15 protein-coding genes and 1 pseudogene are annotated in these 15084 nt (G+C 72.1%); 6 read left to right on the forward strand and 10 right to left on the reverse strand.

Annotated elements, in window-relative coordinates; all coding sequences use genetic code 11:
• The 3 genes from PHC73_RS04700 to PHC73_RS04710 form a co-directional block, all read left to right on the forward strand.
• The coding region (locus PHC73_RS04700; RefSeq protein ID WP_300125053.1) for a M24 family metallopeptidase at positions 1-495 on the forward strand (495 nt) is incomplete at its 5' end.
• Positions 492-1691 carry an FAD-dependent monooxygenase gene (locus PHC73_RS04705; RefSeq protein WP_300125056.1) on the forward strand — a complete coding sequence of 400 codons (1200 nt, stop codon included), beginning with the start codon at positions 492-494 and terminating at the stop codon, positions 1689-1691. The genes PHC73_RS04700 and PHC73_RS04705, both read left to right, overlap by 4 nt.
• Positions 1688-2908: a UbiH/UbiF/VisC/COQ6 family ubiquinone biosynthesis hydroxylase gene (locus PHC73_RS04710; protein ID WP_300125057.1), complete on the forward strand. Its 1221-nt coding sequence runs from the start codon at positions 1688-1690 to the stop codon at positions 2906-2908. Before PHC73_RS04705 ends, PHC73_RS04710 begins: the two co-directional genes overlap by 4 nt.
• Here the strand turns inward: PHC73_RS04710 and lipB are convergent.
• From lipB to PHC73_RS04760, 10 genes are all read right to left on the reverse strand, one after another.
• Entirely contained in the window at positions 2884-3513 is a 630-nt protein-coding gene (gene lipB, locus PHC73_RS04715; RefSeq protein WP_366949800.1) for a lipoyl(octanoyl) transferase LipB, read from the reverse strand. The genes PHC73_RS04710 and lipB overlap by 25 nt on opposite strands.
• Positions 3510-4385, reverse strand: a complete 876-nt coding sequence (locus PHC73_RS04720) for a D-amino acid aminotransferase (protein WP_300125062.1) — start codon at positions 4383-4385, stop codon at positions 3510-3512. Before PHC73_RS04720 ends, lipB begins: the two co-directional genes overlap by 4 nt.
• Before the next feature lie 4 nt (positions 4386-4389).
• On the reverse strand, positions 4390-5535 hold the full coding sequence (locus PHC73_RS04725) for a D-alanyl-D-alanine carboxypeptidase family protein (protein WP_300125065.1): 1146 nt from the start codon (positions 5533-5535) through the stop codon (positions 4390-4392).
• Positions 5536-5615: 80 nt separating this feature from the next.
• Positions 5616-6449 carry a septal ring lytic transglycosylase RlpA family protein gene (locus tag PHC73_RS04730; protein ID WP_300125067.1) on the reverse strand — a complete coding sequence of 278 codons (834 nt, stop codon included), beginning with the start codon at positions 6447-6449 and terminating at the stop codon, positions 5616-5618.
• The gene (mltB, locus tag PHC73_RS04735; protein ID WP_300125070.1) at positions 6424-7401 is read right to left on the reverse strand and encodes a lytic murein transglycosylase B; all 978 of its coding nucleotides are present in this window, start codon (positions 7399-7401) and stop codon (positions 6424-6426) included. Before mltB ends, PHC73_RS04730 begins: the two co-directional genes overlap by 26 nt.
• Positions 7398-8495 (reverse strand): rod shape-determining protein RodA, encoded by a 1098-nt coding sequence (gene rodA / locus PHC73_RS04740; protein ID WP_300125073.1) that lies wholly within the window; start codon positions 8493-8495, stop codon positions 7398-7400. Before rodA ends, mltB begins: the two co-directional genes overlap by 4 nt.
• Complete coding sequence (gene mrdA, locus PHC73_RS04745; RefSeq protein WP_300125076.1) at positions 8492-10342, reverse strand: penicillin-binding protein 2; 1851 nt, start codon at positions 10340-10342, stop codon at positions 8492-8494. Before mrdA ends, rodA begins: the two co-directional genes overlap by 4 nt.
• A gap of 4 nt (positions 10343-10346) precedes the next feature.
• A complete protein-coding gene (gene mreD / locus PHC73_RS04750) occupies positions 10347-10829 on the reverse strand; it encodes a rod shape-determining protein MreD (protein WP_300125080.1) in 483 nt (160 codons plus the stop codon).
• Positions 10826-11698 (reverse strand): rod shape-determining protein MreC, encoded by an 873-nt coding sequence (mreC, locus tag PHC73_RS04755; protein ID WP_300125083.1) that lies wholly within the window; start codon positions 11696-11698, stop codon positions 10826-10828. Before mreC ends, mreD begins: the two co-directional genes overlap by 4 nt.
• Positions 11699-11737: 39 nt before the next feature.
• Positions 11738-12781 (reverse strand): rod shape-determining protein, encoded by a 1044-nt coding sequence (locus PHC73_RS04760; RefSeq protein WP_300125086.1) that lies wholly within the window; start codon positions 12779-12781, stop codon positions 11738-11740.
• 107 nt (positions 12782-12888) lie between these two features.
• On the opposite strand from PHC73_RS04760, the gene gatC reads away from it, so the two are divergent.
• From gatC to gatB, 3 genes and pseudogenes are all read left to right on the forward strand, one after another.
• A complete protein-coding gene (gatC, locus tag PHC73_RS04765; RefSeq protein WP_300125089.1) occupies positions 12889-13176 on the forward strand; it encodes an Asp-tRNA(Asn)/Glu-tRNA(Gln) amidotransferase subunit GatC in 288 nt (95 codons plus the stop codon).
• Positions 13177-13206: 30 nt separating this feature from the next.
• Positions 13207-14658, forward strand: a complete 1452-nt coding sequence (gene gatA / locus PHC73_RS04770) for an Asp-tRNA(Asn)/Glu-tRNA(Gln) amidotransferase subunit GatA (RefSeq protein ID WP_300125092.1) — start codon at positions 13207-13209, stop codon at positions 14656-14658.
• Between the two features lies 1 nt (position 14659).
• Positions 14660-15084 (forward strand): annotated as a pseudogene (gene gatB / locus PHC73_RS04775) (Asp-tRNA(Asn)/Glu-tRNA(Gln) amidotransferase GatCAB subunit B); the annotation flags it as partial.

Below are 15084 nucleotides of genomic sequence, written 5' to 3' on the forward strand. Positions count from 1 at the left end.
TTTCCGGTGAACGGCCGCTTCAGTCCGCAGCAGCGGGCGCTGTACGAGATCGTGCTCGACGCCCAGCACGCCGCCATCGACAAGGTGCGCCCCGGCAACCACTGGAACGAGCCGCACGAGGCGGCGGTGGAGGTGCTCACCGCCGGCCTGCTGCGCCTGGGTATCTTGAAGGGCGAGCTCAAACAGCTCATCGACGAGGGCGCCTACCGGCCCATGTACATGCACCGCACCGGCCACTGGCTCGGCATGGACGTGCACGACGTCGGCGAGTACAAGCTGGGTGATGCCTGGCGCGTGTTCGAGCCCGGCATGGTCACCACCGTCGAGCCGGGCCTTTACATCGCCGCCGGCACGCCGGGCGTGGGCAAAGAGTGGTGGGACATCGGCATCCGCATCGAGGACAACGTGCTGGTGACCCGCCGCGGGCGCGAGATCACCACCGGCGGCGTGCCGAAGTCGGTCGCCGACATCGAAGCGCTGATGGCCGGCGCGTGAACGCCGACTGCGAGGTGCTGATCGCCGGCGCCGGGCCGGCCGGGGCGGCGCTGGCGGCGGCGCTGGCGCCGCTTGCGCTGCGCGTGGTGCTGACCGACGCCGCGCCGGCGCCCGAAGGCGCCGACCGGCGCGCGCTGGCGCTCGGGCTCGGCAGCCAGCGCATCCTGCAGGGGCTTGGCGTGTGGCCGGCGCTGGCTGACCACGCCACCGCCATCCGGCGGCTCGAAGTCACCGAGCGCGGCGCGCCCGGCGTCACGCGCATGGCGGCGCGCGAGGTCGGCGCCCCGGCGCTCGGCTGGGTGGTGGGCGACCGGCTGCTGCAGCGGGCGCTGCTGGCACGAGCGGCGGAACTCGGCATCGAGCCCCGGGCGGCGGCGGTGAGCGCGCTCGCGCCTGGCGACGAGGCGCTGGCCGTGACGCTGAGCGGTGCAGATGGCGACACCGTCGTGCGCACGCGCCTGCTGGTGGCCGCCGACGGCAGCGAGTCGACCGTCTGCCGCCTGGCCGGCCTGCCGCGTCATCACCAGGAACTGCCGGACAGCGTGCTGCTGGCGCGCCTCGCCTGCGACCGCCCGCACGCGGGTCTCGCGCACGAGCGCTTCGGTGCCGGCGGGCCGATGGCGCTGCTGCCGGGGCCGGGCGCGGCCGACTACACGCTGGTGTGGACCCTGCCGCACGAGCGGGCCGAGGATCTGGCCGCGCTGCCGGCGCGACTTCTGGCGCCGATCGCCCAGGATGCCTTCGGCTGGCGGGCCGGGCGTTTCGTCGCGCTGGCCGAGCCGCGCAGCGTGCGCCTTGCCGAAAGCTGGCCCGTGCCGGCCACCGGCGAGCGGGTGCTGGCCATCGGCAATGCCGCCAACACGCTGCACCCGATCGCCGCGCAGGGCTTCAATCTCGGTCTGCGCGACGTGGCCACACTGGCCGGGCTGCTGGCCGAGGCCGCCGGCACCGATCCGGGCACGGATGCGTTGCTTGCCGCCTATCGCCGTGCGCGCGAATCCGACTGGCGGCGCTTTCGAACCATCACCGGCTGGCTGCCGCGCCTGTTCGAGAATCCCGCGCCGCCGTGGCTGCTGGCGCGCAGCGCGGGCTTGGCGGTGCTGGATCTGTTGGCGCCGGTCAAGCGCCGCCTGATGCGCCACGCCATGGGCCTGGCCGGCCCGCAGAACCGCCTGCAACGGGGGCTTTGGCCGTGACCGATGCCGAGGTGCTGATCGTCGGCGCCGGCATCACCGGCGCGGCACTCGCGCTGGCGCTGGCCGATGCCGGCGTGCCGGTGGCGCTGCTGGACCGCGCCACGCCGCCGCCGCTGCCCCGCGCCGGCCAGGCACTCGACGTGCGCGTCAGCGCCATCCATGCGGCGGCGGCGGGTTGGCTCATGCGGCTCGGCGCCTGGGACCTGATTCCGCCGGCGTGCCGCGCGCCGTTCGGCCGCATCGAGGTGTGGGATGCGTCGTCCGTCGGGCGCATCGGTTTTGACAGCGCCGACATCGGGGCGCCGTGGCTTGGGCACATCGTCGAGAACCGCGCGCTGGTCGCCGCCTTGCACGCGCGTCTTTCGCAGTTGCCGAGCGCCCGCCTGCTGGCGCCGGCCGAGTGGGACGACTGGCAGGTCGAGGCGGGCGGCGTGCGCCTGCGCCTCGCCGACGGCCGGCAGCTCACCACGCGGCTGCTGGTCGGGGCCGACGGTGGTGCCTCGCCGCTGCGTCTTCGCGCCGGCATCGCGGCCATCGATGAGCCGTTTCGGCAGTGCGCGCTGGTGTGCCACGTGGCGACCGAGCGCCCGCACGGCGACACCGCCCGCCAGCGTTTTCTGCCGACCGGGCCTCTCGCTTTTCTGCCGCTGGCGGACGGGCGCTCGTCGATCGTCTGGTCCACCACACCAGCCGAAGCGCAGCGGCTGGCGGCGCTGCCGGCGGATGAGTTTGCGCGGGAACTCGGCGCCGCTTTCGGGGAGCGCCTGGGCGCCATCGGCGCGGTCGGCGAGCGGGCGGTGATTGCGCTGTGCGGGCGCGAGGCGGCGCGCTACGTCGGCCCGCGCCTGGCGCTGGCGGGCGACGCCGCGCACGTGGTGCACCCGCTGGCGGGTCTGGGTGCCAATCTCGGGCTCGGTGACGCCGCGCAGCTCGCGGCGGCGGTGAGGGACGCGCTGCGCGCGGGGCGCGATCCCGGGCAGGATCACCTGCTGCGCGCCTACGAGCGCACGCGGCGCAGCCAGGACCTGCCAGTGGTGCGCGCCATCGTGGGGCTGCATCGGCTGTTCACGACGAAGGCGCCGCCGCTGCGCGTGTTGCGCGGCGCGGGACTGCGGGCGGTGGATTTCGCGGCGCCGCTCAAGCACTTGTTCACCACGGCGGCCTGTGGTCTCGACGATCCGGCGTTCGTTCCTCAGTCGGCCGCGACCAGCGGCTGACCCAGCAGGGCCGCGAGCTGCGCGGCGAGTTGCGCGCCGACCCGCTCGGAATCGGCCTCCGCCGGGGCCAGATCACGCAACTGCGTCACGGCGAGACCCGCATAGCCGCACGGATTGATGCGGCCGAACGGCGCGAGGTCCATCGCTACGTTGACACTCAGGCCGTGGTAGCAGCAGCCGCGCCGCACGCGCAGGCCCAGCGCGGCGATCTTGGCGCCGGCCACGTACACGCCGGGCGCGCCGGGGCGCCGCTCGGCGGCGATGTCGAGCCCGGCCAGCAGGTCGATCACCGCCTGTTCGAGCGTGGTGACCAGCGCCTTCACGCCAAGTCCCATGCGGTTCAGGTCGAGCAGCGCGTACAGCACCACCTGACCCGGGCCGTGGTAGGTGACCTGCCCGCCGCGGTCGCAGCGCACGACCGGGATGTCGCCGGCGTCCAGCACGTGCCGGGGCTCACCGGCCAGACCCAGCGTGAACACCGGCGGGTGCTCGACCAGCCACAGCTCGTCGGCCGTGTCGGCGTCCCGCCGGTCGGTGAACTCCTGCATGGCCGCCAGACACGCGGCGTAGTCCACGCGGCCCCGCCGCCGCAGGCGCAGGCTCACTGCGCGCGAAGATCGGCCTTGAAGGCCTGATAGGCGTCCCACACGCGCCGCCAGGCCGGCCCCGGCCGGCCGTCGCCGACCGGCGCGCCGTCGAGCTGCGTCACCGCCAGCACTTCCTTGGTGGAGCTCGACAGCCAGATCTCGTCCGCCGCCAGCAGTTCCTTCAGGCGCAGCGGGCGCTCGTCGACGCGCAGGTCCACCTGCGCGGCGAGCTCCAGCACCAGGTCGCGGGTGATGCCGTGCAGCAGCCAGTTGCTCGGCGGCGGCGTCACCACGGCGCCGTCGATGACGGCGAACACGTTGGCGGCGGCGCCCTCGGTGACCCAGCGGCCGCGGTGCAGGATCGCCTCGTCGGCGCCAGCGTCGATGGCCTGCTGGCGCAGCAGCACGGCGCCCTGCAGCGAGATGGACTTGATCTGGCACCACTGCCAGCGGATGTCGGCCAGACTCAGCGCGCGCAGGCCGCCCTCGACCTGCGCCGCCGGCACGGGTTTGAGCGGCCGCGGCATGGCGAACACGGTCGGCGGGCAGTCCGGGAAGGCGTGATCGCGCGGCGCCACGCCGCGCGTGACCTGCAGATACACCGACGCATCACCGCCGCCGTGGCGCGCCAGCAGCTCGGTCAGGACGTCCGCCCAGTGCGCCGCGGTGTGGGGATTCCCGATGCGCGCCTCGGCGAGACTGCGCTCCAGGCGCGCGATGTGCGCGTCCAGGCGCAGGTAATGCCCGCCGTAGGCGGGGATCACCTCGTACACGCCGTCGCCGTAGATGAAACCGCGGTCGAGCGGGTGGATGCGCGCCTGCGACAGCGGCAGGAAGTCGCCGTCGAGGTAAACCGTGATGTCGGCGTCGTGCGGCAGCGTCGCGGGCATCGGTTTACTCCTGCCACCACAACCGCGCGGCGTCGATGGCGCGGCGGATGAAATTGCCCTCGCCGACGTCCGCCAGCGCCACCAGCGGGCGCTCGATCAGCACCTCGTCGCCGAGCTTGACGCGCAGCGTGCCCTGCACCGAGCCCTTGGCCACCGGCGCCATCAGGCGCGGCGCCACTTCGACCGACGCCGCCAGCTCGTCGTACTTGCCGCGCGGCACGGTCACGTACAAATCCTCGGCCAGACCCAGCGGCACGGCCTGCTCCTGGCCGCCGAACACCGGCGCGTCGGTGCGTTTCTCGCCGGCTGGGTACAGGCGGTGGGTTTCGTAGAAGCGGAAGCCCCAGTTGAACAGCGCCTGTGCTTCCTGAAAACGCGTGCGTTCGCTGGCACTGCCCATGATCACGGCGATCAGGCGCATGTCGTCGGCCTTGCGCGAGGCCACCAGGCAGTAGCCGGCGGCATCCGTGAAGCCGGTTTTCAGGCCGTCGACGTTCTTGTCCCAGAACAACAGCCGGTTGCGGTTGGGCTGAGTGATGTTGTTCCAAGTGAACGACTTCAGCGAATACCAGGGGTAGTAGTCCGGGAAGTCGCGGATGGTGGCCGCCGCCAGGCGCGCCATGTCGAGCGCGCTCGTGTAGTGGTCGTCCGCCGGCAGGCCATGGGCGTTCACGAAATGGGTGTGCGTGAGGCCGAGTCGCTTGGCCTGCGCGTTCATGAGGTCGACGAACGCCGCCTCGGTGCCGGCCATGTGTTCGGCCAGCGCCAGCGTGGCGTCGTTGCCGGACTGGGTGAGCACGCCGTGGATCAGCACCTCGACCGGCACCGGCTTGCCGGGGTCGATGAAGCTGCGCGAGCCGCCGGTGCGCCAGGCGTCGTGGCTGATGGTGATTTCCTCGTCGAGCTTGAGGTCGCCCTTTTTGAGGGCATCGAACGCCACGTAGGCGGTCATGATCTTGGTCAGACTGGCCGGCGGATGCGGCGCGTCGGGGTCCTTGGCGGCCAGCACCTGACCGGTGTTGTAGTCGTACAGCACGTAGCTGCGCGCCGGCAGTTGCGGGGCGCTGGGCACCGGCAAGGCGCCGGCGGCGCCGGCGAACAGGAACAGCACGCCGAAGGCGTGGCGGGCGAGGGACGATCGCGATGGCATGGTGACCTTGTGTCGGATGGCGGGCCGCTGGCGGGCAGCGGCCGGCGGGTTGTCGGGGTTTTTGCTGGTGTGGGTTCGGGTCAGGGTGCCGGCACGCGCAGCGAGGGCAGACCGAGCGCGCCCAGCCGGGCGACGATCGTCTGCAGCCGGGCCGGCGCCAGGGGTCCCAGGCGCACCCGGTGCAGCGGGCCGTCGTGGCCGGCCGGCTGCACGCTGACCGGCGCCAGGTCCTCCTGGCGCAGGCGGCTGGCCAGGCGCTGCGCGGCCGCCGCCTCGCCGAAGGCGCCGACCTGCAGATAGACCGCAGCGCCCGACGGCGGTTCGTCGTCGGCGACCATCAGCCGCGGCGTGGCGGGCGCGCCCGGCAGCACGGCGCGCACCTCGACCCATCCGCTGCCGTTGCCGACCAAGCCCAGCTTGGCGGCCGCCACGTAGGACAGGTCGATCAGCCGGTTGCGTTTGAACGGGCCGCGGTCGTTGATGCGCACCACCACGCTGCGGCCGTTGGCGAGGTTCGTCACGCGCGCGTAGCTCGGGATGGGCAGGATCGGGTGAGCGGCGGTCATGGCCAGCATATCGTAGCGCTCACCGTTGGCGGTCGGGCGGCCGTGGAACTCGCGCCCATACCAGCTGGCGATGCCGCGCGCCTGGTAGCCGGCGGCGCTGGCCAGCGGCCGGTAGGTGACGCCTTCGAACTCATACGGCTTCAGGCACGGCCGGCACAGGGGTTCCGCCCGCGGCACCGCGTCCGGGATGGCATTGATGTCCACCGCCGACAGCGGCGGGCCGTCGCGGCGAAAGTCCGGCGCCGGGCGCGGACCCGGGCCGGCACAGCCGGCCAGCAGCGCCATCAGCAGCAGCGCCAGCCAGGCGCACGCCCGGCCGGTTTCAGGGTGTGCTCGCCCGCCGTTCACCGATCGCCGCCGCCAGCTGGGTGACCGCCATCGCGTACAGCGGGCTGTGGTTGTAGCGGGTGATGGCGTAGAAGTTCTGGAAGCCGAGGTGATATTCGTCGCCGTGCTCGGCGTCGAGGCGGATCAGCGCCGCCTTCAGCGAGGGCGCCACCCTGGCCTCGGCCAGCACGCCGCGGCGGCGCAGCTCGGCCAGTGTCAGTTCGGGCTTGGGATCGCTCGCCGCCAGGCCGGTGGCGGCCGGCGCCACCGCGGCCGGCACGCTGATCGGCTCGCCGCGCTGCCAGCCGTGCCGGCGCAGGTAATTGGCCACGCTGCCGATGGCATCGGCCGGGCTGCCGAGCAGGTCGCGCCGGCCGTCGGCGTCGAAATCGACCGCGTAGGCCCGATAACTCGACGGCATGAACTGCGGCAGCCCGAGCGCCCCGGCGTAGGAGCCGCTCAGCGCCGCCAGGTCCAGGCGCTGTTCGCGCCCCAGCAGCAGCAGCTCGCGCAGCTCACGGCCGAAGAAAGCACTGCGCGGCAGGCCGGCCACGGTGAGCGTGGTCAGCGCGTCGATGGCCCGGTAACGGCCGGTGACGGCGCCGTAGCGGGTCTCGACGCCGATGATGGCGGTGATCACCGCCGCCGGCACGCCGTGCTCGCGTTCGGCGCGCGCCAGGTCGGCGGCGTGGGCGCGCCAGAACTCGACGCCGCCGGCGATGCGCTGTTCGGTCAGAAAGATCGGCCGGTAGCGGTACCAGGGCAGTTTTTCGGCCGGCCGGGTGATGGCGTCGATGATGCTCTGCTGGAAGGCGGCGTCGGCGAACAGGCGCTCGAGCGCGGCGCGCTCGAAGCCGTCCTGGCGGACCATTTCGTCGATCAGCGCCTGCAGCGGCGGATGCTCGGCCAGCGGCACGGCGGCTGCCGGCCCGGCCAGGCCCAGCGCCAGCAGCGCGGCGGCGAGGCGCCTCACGCCGGCCACAGTTTGCGGTGGGCGCGGATGCCCGTGAGCATGCCAAAACCGAGCATCAGGGTGACCATGGACGTGCCTCCGTAACTGACCAGCGGCAGCGGCACCCCGACCACCGGGAAAATGCCGCTGACCATGCCGATGTTGACCAGAACATAAACGAAAAACGTGCACACCAGCCCGCCGGCGAACAGCCGCCCGAAGCCGTCGCTGGCCTGCATGGCGATGTGCATGCCGCGGCCGATGATAAAGCCGTACAGCAGCAGCAGGCCGATGGCGCCGAGCAGGCCGAACTCCTCGCCGAACACGGCGAACACGAAGTCGGTGGCGCTTTCCGGCAAAAAGTGCAGGCGCGTCTGCGTGCCCTGCAGCCAGCCCTTGCCGTAGAACCCGCCCGAGCCGATGGCGATGGTCGACTGGATGATGTGATAGCCGCTGCCGAGCGGGTCGCGCTCGGGGTCGAACAGCGTCAGTACCCGCTGGCGCTGGTAGTCGTGCATGCCGAACAGCCACAGCAGCGGCGCGGCGGCGGCGGCCAGTGCGACGAAGGCGCCGATCAGCCGCCAGCCAAGACCGGCCAGGAACAGCACCGACAACCCGGCCGCCGCCACCAGCAGCGCGGTGCCCAGGTCCGGCTGGGCGGCGATCAGCACCACCGGCGCCAGCGCCAGGGCCACGCTGACCAGCACGTCGCGCGGCGCCGGCGGCAGCACCCGGTCCGACAGGTAACGGGCCACCATCATCGGCACGGCGAGCTTGGCGAGCTCGGACGGCTGAAAGCGCAGCACGCCAAGATCGAGCCAGCGCTGCGCGCCCTGGCCGATGGCGCCGACCGCATCCACCACCACCAGCAGCGCCAGCGTGAGCAGGTACAGCGGCGCCGCCAGGCGCTGCAGCCAGCCGACCGGCACCTGCGCCGCCAGCACCAGCAGCAGCAGGCCGAGCGCCACGCGCAGTCCCTGGCTTTGCAGCGCCGACAGCGCGCCGCCGCCGGCGCTGTAGGCCAGCAGCAGACCGATGCCGCATACGCCCAGCAGGCCGAGCAGCAGCGGCCAGTCGATGTTCACCTGCCGCAGCAGGGCGAGCCAGCGGTTCATGGTGTCGTGTCTGGGGGTGGTGTGGGGGCTTGCGTGGGCTGCAGCCAGGCGTCGAGCACCTGGCGCGCCAGCGGCGCCGCCGTGCCGCTGCCCGAGCCGCCGTTCTCGACGATCACGGCCAGCGCGATGCGTGGCGCCTCGACCGGCGCGAAGGCGATGAACAAGGCATGATCCTGCAAATGTCGCGGGGCGTTGCGGCCGCGGTCGTCGGGGCGCTGCGACAGGCCGAACACCTGCGCCGTGCCGGTCTTGCCGGCTGCGCTGTAGGGCACGCCGGCCAGTGCTTTGTAGGCCGTGCCGCCGGGGGACACCACCGCGCGCATGGCGTCGATCGCCGTCTGCCAGTGCTCGGCGGCAATGCTCGGCACCTCGCCGGTGTGCGCCGGCGGCCGGCCCAGCGGCGGTGGCACCACGCGCGCCGGCGGCGCCGCGCCGCGGCTGGCGAGCAGTGCCGTGGCCTGCGCCAGCTGCAAGGCGGTGGCGGTGTCGTAGCCCTGGCCGATGCCGGCGATCAGCGTCTCGCCCGGGTACCAGGGGGCCTTGCGCGTGCGGCGCTTCCATTCCGGCGACGGCAGCACGCCGGCCAGCTCGCCGGGCAGGTCGATGCCGGTGAGCCGCCCGAAGCCGAAACGGCCAAGCTCGGCATGCATGCGCTCGATGCCCAGGCGCAGCGCCAGCTCGTAGAAATACACGTCACACGACTGCGCCACCGCGCGCAGCGCATCCACCCGGCCGTGTCCGCTGCGCTGCCAGCAGCGGTAGCGGTGACTGGAGCTGCCGAGCGTGTACCAGCCCGGACACCACACGTGATCGGACGGCGTGATCGCGCCCACGTGCAGGCCGGCCAGCAGCATGAACGGCTTGATGGTCGACCCCGGCGGGTACAGGCCGCGCAGCGCCCGGTCGAGCAGCGGCCGCAGCGGGTCGTCCGTCAGGCGCCGGTAGTCGTCGCTGCCGATGCCGCCCACGAACAGGTTGGGATCGAAGGAGGGTTCGCTGACTATGGCCAGCACGGCGCCGTCGCGCGGGTCGATGGCCACCACCGCCCCCGGGCGGCCGGCCAGGGCGGCCCGCGCAGCGCGCTGCAGCCCGACGTCCAGGTTCAGGCGCAGCGGCGTGCCGGGCCGGGCGAGGATGCGGTCGAGCACGCGCAGGCGCCGGCCGTGGGCGTCGACTTCCACCTGCTGGTAGCCGACCCGGCCCTGCAGCAGCGTGTCGTAGGACTTCTCGATGCCGGTCTTGCCGATGCTGTCGCTGGCGCGTTGCTCGGCGCTGGCGTCGGCCAGTTCGGCCTCGCTGACGCGCCCGACGTAGCCGACCACGTGCGCCGTGAGCGCGCCCTGCGGGTAGTGGCGCGACAGGTCACCGCGCAGCTCGACGCCCGGAAAGCGATGCCGCTGCACGGCAAACCGCGCCGCCTCGGTCTCGTCGAGGTGCCGGCGCAGCACCAGCGCCTCGAAGCGCGGCCGGCCGCGCCTGAGGCTGGCGAAGCGCTCGAGGTCGGCCGGGCGCAGCTCGATCCGCTGCGCCAGCGCGGCGAGGGTGGCGTCGAGATCGGGCACGTTCTCCGGCGTCACGTACAGGCTGTAGCTGGACACGTTCTCGGCCAGCAGCACGCCGTTGCGGTCGGTGATCACCCCGCGCGCCGGGGCGATCACCTCGGCGCGGATGCTGTTGTCGCGCGAGGCGGTGGCATAGCGGTCGTGCTGCAGCACCTGCAGGAAGGTCAGGCGTGCCAGCAAGCCCACGCCGGCCAGCGCCATCACCGCCAGCAGCAGCCAGGCGCGGCGACGGAACAGGCGCAGCTCGGCGGCCGGGTCCTTGATGGTCTGGTGGCGGCGCGCCATCGTTTCAGCGTCCGCCGCGCCGCAGCTCGCGCAGCGCCAGGAACAGCCATGGCCACAGCAGCGTGCCGCTGATCGCCGGCAGCAGAACGGTGGCGGTGACCGGCCGGCCGCTGCTGCCGGTGACCAGCCCCAGCACGGCTTGCTGCAGCACCAGTAGCGGCGCCAGCAGCAGCGCCTGCTGCAGCAGTGGCAGCACGCGAAGGCGCTGGTGCACCGCCAGTACGCCGGCCGCCACCACCGGCAGCGCCAGCGCGTGCTGGCCGAGCGGCGCGCCGGTGAGCGCATCCTGCAGCAGGCCGAGCAGGAACGCGGCCATGATGCCGACCCGCTCCGGGTGGGCCAGGCACCAGTAGGCGAGCGTCAGCGTCAGCCACGGCGGCTGCCAGGCGCTGGCCCATTCTGGCAGCGGCGCCAGCGTCAGCAGGCCGGCCACCAGCAGGCTGGCGGCGATGACCGTAAAGCGCGGCGTGATCGGCGCGGCGGTCACGGTGTCGGTGCCGGCGTGTCGCCCGCCCCATGCAGGGGTGTCGCCTGCGGCGGCCACACCAGCAGCACTTCCTGGGTGCGGTCCAGGCGCGCGCGCGGCACGGCCCGGATGTCGGCGAATTCGCCTTCGCCGATGCGGTTCACCACGCTGACGGTGGCCACCGGCAGGTCCGGCGGGAACACGTCGTCGAGGCCGGAGGTGACCAGCGCATCGCCCACCTCGATGTCGACATGGTTGGGCAGGTAAGGCAGGTCCAGCTCGCCGCTCGGCCCGCGGCCGACGGCGATGGCCCGCACGCCACTGCGCACCGACTTGACCGGAATGGCGTGCCGGGCGTCGGTGATCAGCAGCACCTGGCTGGTCTGGGCGGCCACGTGCGCCACCTGTCCCACCACGCCGTCGGCGTCGAGCACCGGCTGGCCGACGAACACGCCCTGCAGGGAGCCTTTGTCGATCTCGATCTGGCCGATGTACGGATCGAGACCGACCCTGATCGTGCTGGCGATCAGCGCGCGCAGCGGCTGCGGGGTGCGGGCGAGCGAGTCGAGCAGCGCCTGCAGGCGACGGTTCTCGGCCTGAAGGGCATCCAGCGCCTGCACGCGCAGTTTGAGAAGCAGGTTCTGCTCGCGCAGCGCCGCTGCCTCGGCCCGCAGCGCGGCCCGCTCGCGCAGGTTGTCGGCGCACCAGGCATACATGCGAAATGGCAGGTCGACCGCCTGCTGCAGCGGATGCAGCGCGGTCAGCAGCGCGCCGCGCAGCGGCACCAACCGATCAGTGCGCTGGTCCAGGAACAGCAGCAGCAGCGCCGCCAGCACCGCCAGCAGCAGGCGCGACACCAGCGACGGGCGACGCCGGAACAGCCTAGCCATGTCAGCAAACCGGAAATGGCGCGCCGGGCGCGCGGCCGATCATTCCTCGTCGAAGATGTCGGTCACCTGGTCGATGAAGTCGAGCGCCATCTCGCCGCCGCGCGCCACGCACAGCATCGGCTCGTCGGCGACCACCACCGGCAGGCCGGTTTCTTCCGAGAACAGCCGGTCGATGCCGCGCAGCAGCGCGCCGCCGCCGGTGAGCACCATGCCGCGCTCGGCCACGTCCGCCGACAGCTCGGGCGGGATTTGTTCCAGCGCCTTGCGCAGGCCGGCGATGATGCCGTGCAGCGGGTCCTGCAGGGCTTCCAGCACCTCGTTGCTGTTGAGCGTGAAGCTACGCGGCACGCCCTCGGCGAGGTTGCGGCCGTTGACCTGGATCTCGCGCACCTCGTCGCCGGGGTAGGCGGAGCCGATCTGGTGCTTGATGGTCTCGGCGGTGGTCTCGCCGATCAGCGTGCCGTAGTTGCGGCGCACGTAGTTGACGATCGACTCGTCGAAGCGGTCGCCGCCGATGCGCACCGACTCCGAATACACCAGGCCGTTGAGCGAAATGACGGCGATCTCGGTGGTGCCGCCGCCGATGTCGATGATCATCGAGCCGGTGGCCTCGCTGACCGGCAGGCCGGCGCCGATGGCGGCGGCCATGGGTTCCTCGATTAGATATACTTCGCGCGCCCCGGCGCCGAGCGCCGATTCGCGGATGGCGCGGCGTTCCACCTGCGTCGACCCGCACGGCACGCCCACCACCACGCGCGGGCTCGGGCGGAAAAATCCGCGCTCGTGCACCTTGCGGATGAAGTGCTGCAGCATCTTCTCGGTGACGTAGAAATCGGCGATCACGCCGTCCTTCAGCGGCCGGATGGCGGTGATGTTGCCCGGCGTGCGACCGAGCATGCGCTTGGCCTCGATACCCACCGCCTGGATCACCTTGCGACCGTTGGTGCTGGCGCCGTGACGGATGGCCACCACGGACGGCTCCTGCAGCACGATGCCGCGTCCGCGCACCGACACCAGCGTGTTGGCGGTGCCAAGGTCGATGGCAAGATCGCTCGAAAATAGCCCGAACAGTTTTTTGAACATCGGTGGGTCCGACCGGCCTCTAAGGTATTGGAAGGGCAACGAAAGTGCCGCGGCGCCGCAATCTAGCAACGGCCTGCGGCGATCACAACCAGCGGCGAGGAAGCAGTGTGTCGATAAACAGCGACGAGGTCCGCAGGGTGGCGCATCTGGCCCGAATCGAGGTGTCCGCCGACCAGTTGACCGCCTATGCCGGCGAACTGAGCACCATTCTGGCGTTGGTGGCGCAGCTGGGGCAGGCCGACACCGACCGGGTGCCGCCGCTGGCGCATCCGATCGAGGCCAGCCAGCGCCTGCGCGCCGACGAGGTCACCGAAACCGACCAGCGGCGCCGCTTCCAGGCCATTGCACCGGCGGTGCAGGACGGCCTGTATCGGGTGCCGAAAGTCATCGAATGAGCACAGTTTACACCCCAAGGCCAGCCTCCCATGCTCGATGAGACCCTGACCGAACAGGTCGCCGCGCTGCGCCGGCGCGAGTACTCGGCGCGCGAGCTGACCGAGGCGTATCTGGCGCGCATCGAAGCGCGCAACGGCGCGCTGAATGCCTACCTCACGGTCACCGCCGAGGCGGCGCGGGCGGCCGCCGACGCCGCCGATGCGGCGCTCGCCGCCGGCGACGCGCCGCCGCTGGCCGGCATCCCGATCGCCCACAAGGACATCTTCTGCACCGATGGGGTGCGCACCAGCTGCGCGTCTCGCATGCTCGACAACTTCATCGCGCCCTACGACGCCACCGTGGTCGAGCGCCTGGCCGCCGCCGGGGCGGTGATGCTCGGCAAGACCAACATGGACGAGTTCGCCATGGGCTCGTCGAACGAGACCTCGTTCTACGGCCCGGTGCGCAACCCCTGGGACCTCACGCGCGTGCCGGGCGGCAGCAGCGGCGGCTCGGCGGCGGCGGTGGCGGCGGGTCTTTGCAGCGCCGCCACCGGCACCGACACGGGCGGCTCCATCCGTCAGCCGGCGGCGCTGACCGGCATCTGCGGCCTCAAGCCCACCTACGGGCGCGTGTCGCGCTACGGCATGATCGCGTTTGCGTCCTCGCTGGACCAGGCTGGTCCCATGGCGCGCTCGGCGGCCGATCTGGCGCTGCTGCTGCAGGCCATGGCCGGCTTCGACCCGCGCGACTCGACCAGCATCGACCGGCCGGTGCCGGACTACTCGGCGGCGCTGTACCAGCCACTGACGGGTCTTCGCATCGGTCTGCCGGCGCAGTATTTCGATGCCGGCCTCGACGGCGGGGTGGGCGACGCGGTGCGCGCGGCGCTCGCCGAACTCGAGCGCCAGGGCGCGCACCTGGTGGACATCGACCTGCCACACACGCCGCTGTCGGTGCCGGCGTACTACGTGGTGGCGCCGGCCGAGGCCTCGTCGAACCTCGCCCGCTACGACGGCGTGCGCTACGGCTATCGCTGCGCCGAGCCCAAGGACCTGCTCGATCTGTACCAGCGCAGCCGCAGCGAGGGCTTCGGCGCCGAGGTCAAGCGGCGCATCCTGATCGGCACCTACGTGCTGTCGGCCGGCTACTACGACGCCTATTACCTGAAGGCGCAGCGCGTGCGCCGGCTGATTCGCGACGATTTTCTGACCGCTTTCGAGCAGGTCGACGTGATCGCCGCGCCGACCACGCCGCAGCCGGCGTTTCGCCTGGGCGAGAAGCAGAACGACCCGGTGGCCATGTATTTGTCGGACATCTACACCATCGCGGCGAATCTGGCCGGACTGCCGGCGCTGTCCGTGCCCTGCGGGCGGGTGCAGGGTCTGCCGGTCGGCCTGCAGCTGATCGGCCGCGATTTCGACGAGGCGCGCCTGCTGAACGTCGCCCACCGCTACCAGCAGGTGACCGACTGGCACCTGCGCCGCCCGCCGGAGGTGTGAGATGAGTGACTGGGAAGCGGTCATCGGGCTCGAGGTGCACTGCCAGCTCGCCACGCGCAGCAAGCTGTTCTCGGGCGCCAGCACGGCGTTCGGCGCCGAGCCGAACACGCAGGCCTGCGCGGTCGATCTGGCGCTGCCGGGCGTGTTGCCGGTGCTCAATCGCGAGGCGGTGGCCATGGCCATCACCTTCGGCCTGGCGATTGGCGCGCAGATCGCGCCGCGCTCGGTGTTCGCGCGCAAGAACTACTTCTACCCGGACCTGCCCAAGGGCTACCAGATCAGCCAGTACGAGCTGCCGATCGTGGCCGGCGGCCACCTCGACATCAGCGTCGACGGCATCGAAAAGCGCATCGGCATCACCCGCGCGCACCTCGAGGAAGACGCCGGCAAGTCGCTGCACGACGTGTTCCCGGGCGAGACCGGCAT

Origin of the sequence: Immundisolibacter sp., assembly GCF_028696615.1 — a bacterium.
Lineage (GTDB): Bacteria > Pseudomonadota > Gammaproteobacteria > Immundisolibacterales > Immundisolibacteraceae > Immundisolibacter.

Excerpts from the sequence above, each read along its gene's own strand:
- mrdA (WP_300125076.1), bottom strand. The coding sequence starts at position 10,342 with ATGGCGCGCCGCCACCAGACCATCAAGGACCCGGCCGCCGAGCTGCGC.
- rodA (WP_300125073.1), bottom strand. The coding sequence starts at position 8,495 with ATGAACCGCTGGCTCGCCCTGCTGCGGCAGGTGAACATCGACTGGCCG.
- mreC (WP_300125083.1), bottom strand. The coding sequence starts at position 11,698 with ATGGCTAGGCTGTTCCGGCGTCGCCCGTCGCTGGTGTCGCGCCTGCTG.
- PHC73_RS04720 (WP_300125062.1), bottom strand. The coding sequence starts at position 4,385 with ATGCCCGCGACGCTGCCGCACGACGCCGACATCACGGTTTACCTCGAC.
- gatA (WP_300125092.1), top strand. The coding sequence starts at position 13,207 with ATGCTCGATGAGACCCTGACCGAACAGGTCGCCGCGCTGCGCCGGCGC.
- PHC73_RS04725 (WP_300125065.1), bottom strand. The coding sequence starts at position 5,535 with ATGCCATCGCGATCGTCCCTCGCCCGCCACGCCTTCGGCGTGCTGTTC.
- PHC73_RS04760 (WP_300125086.1), bottom strand. The coding sequence starts at position 12,781 with ATGTTCAAAAAACTGTTCGGGCTATTTTCGAGCGATCTTGCCATCGAC.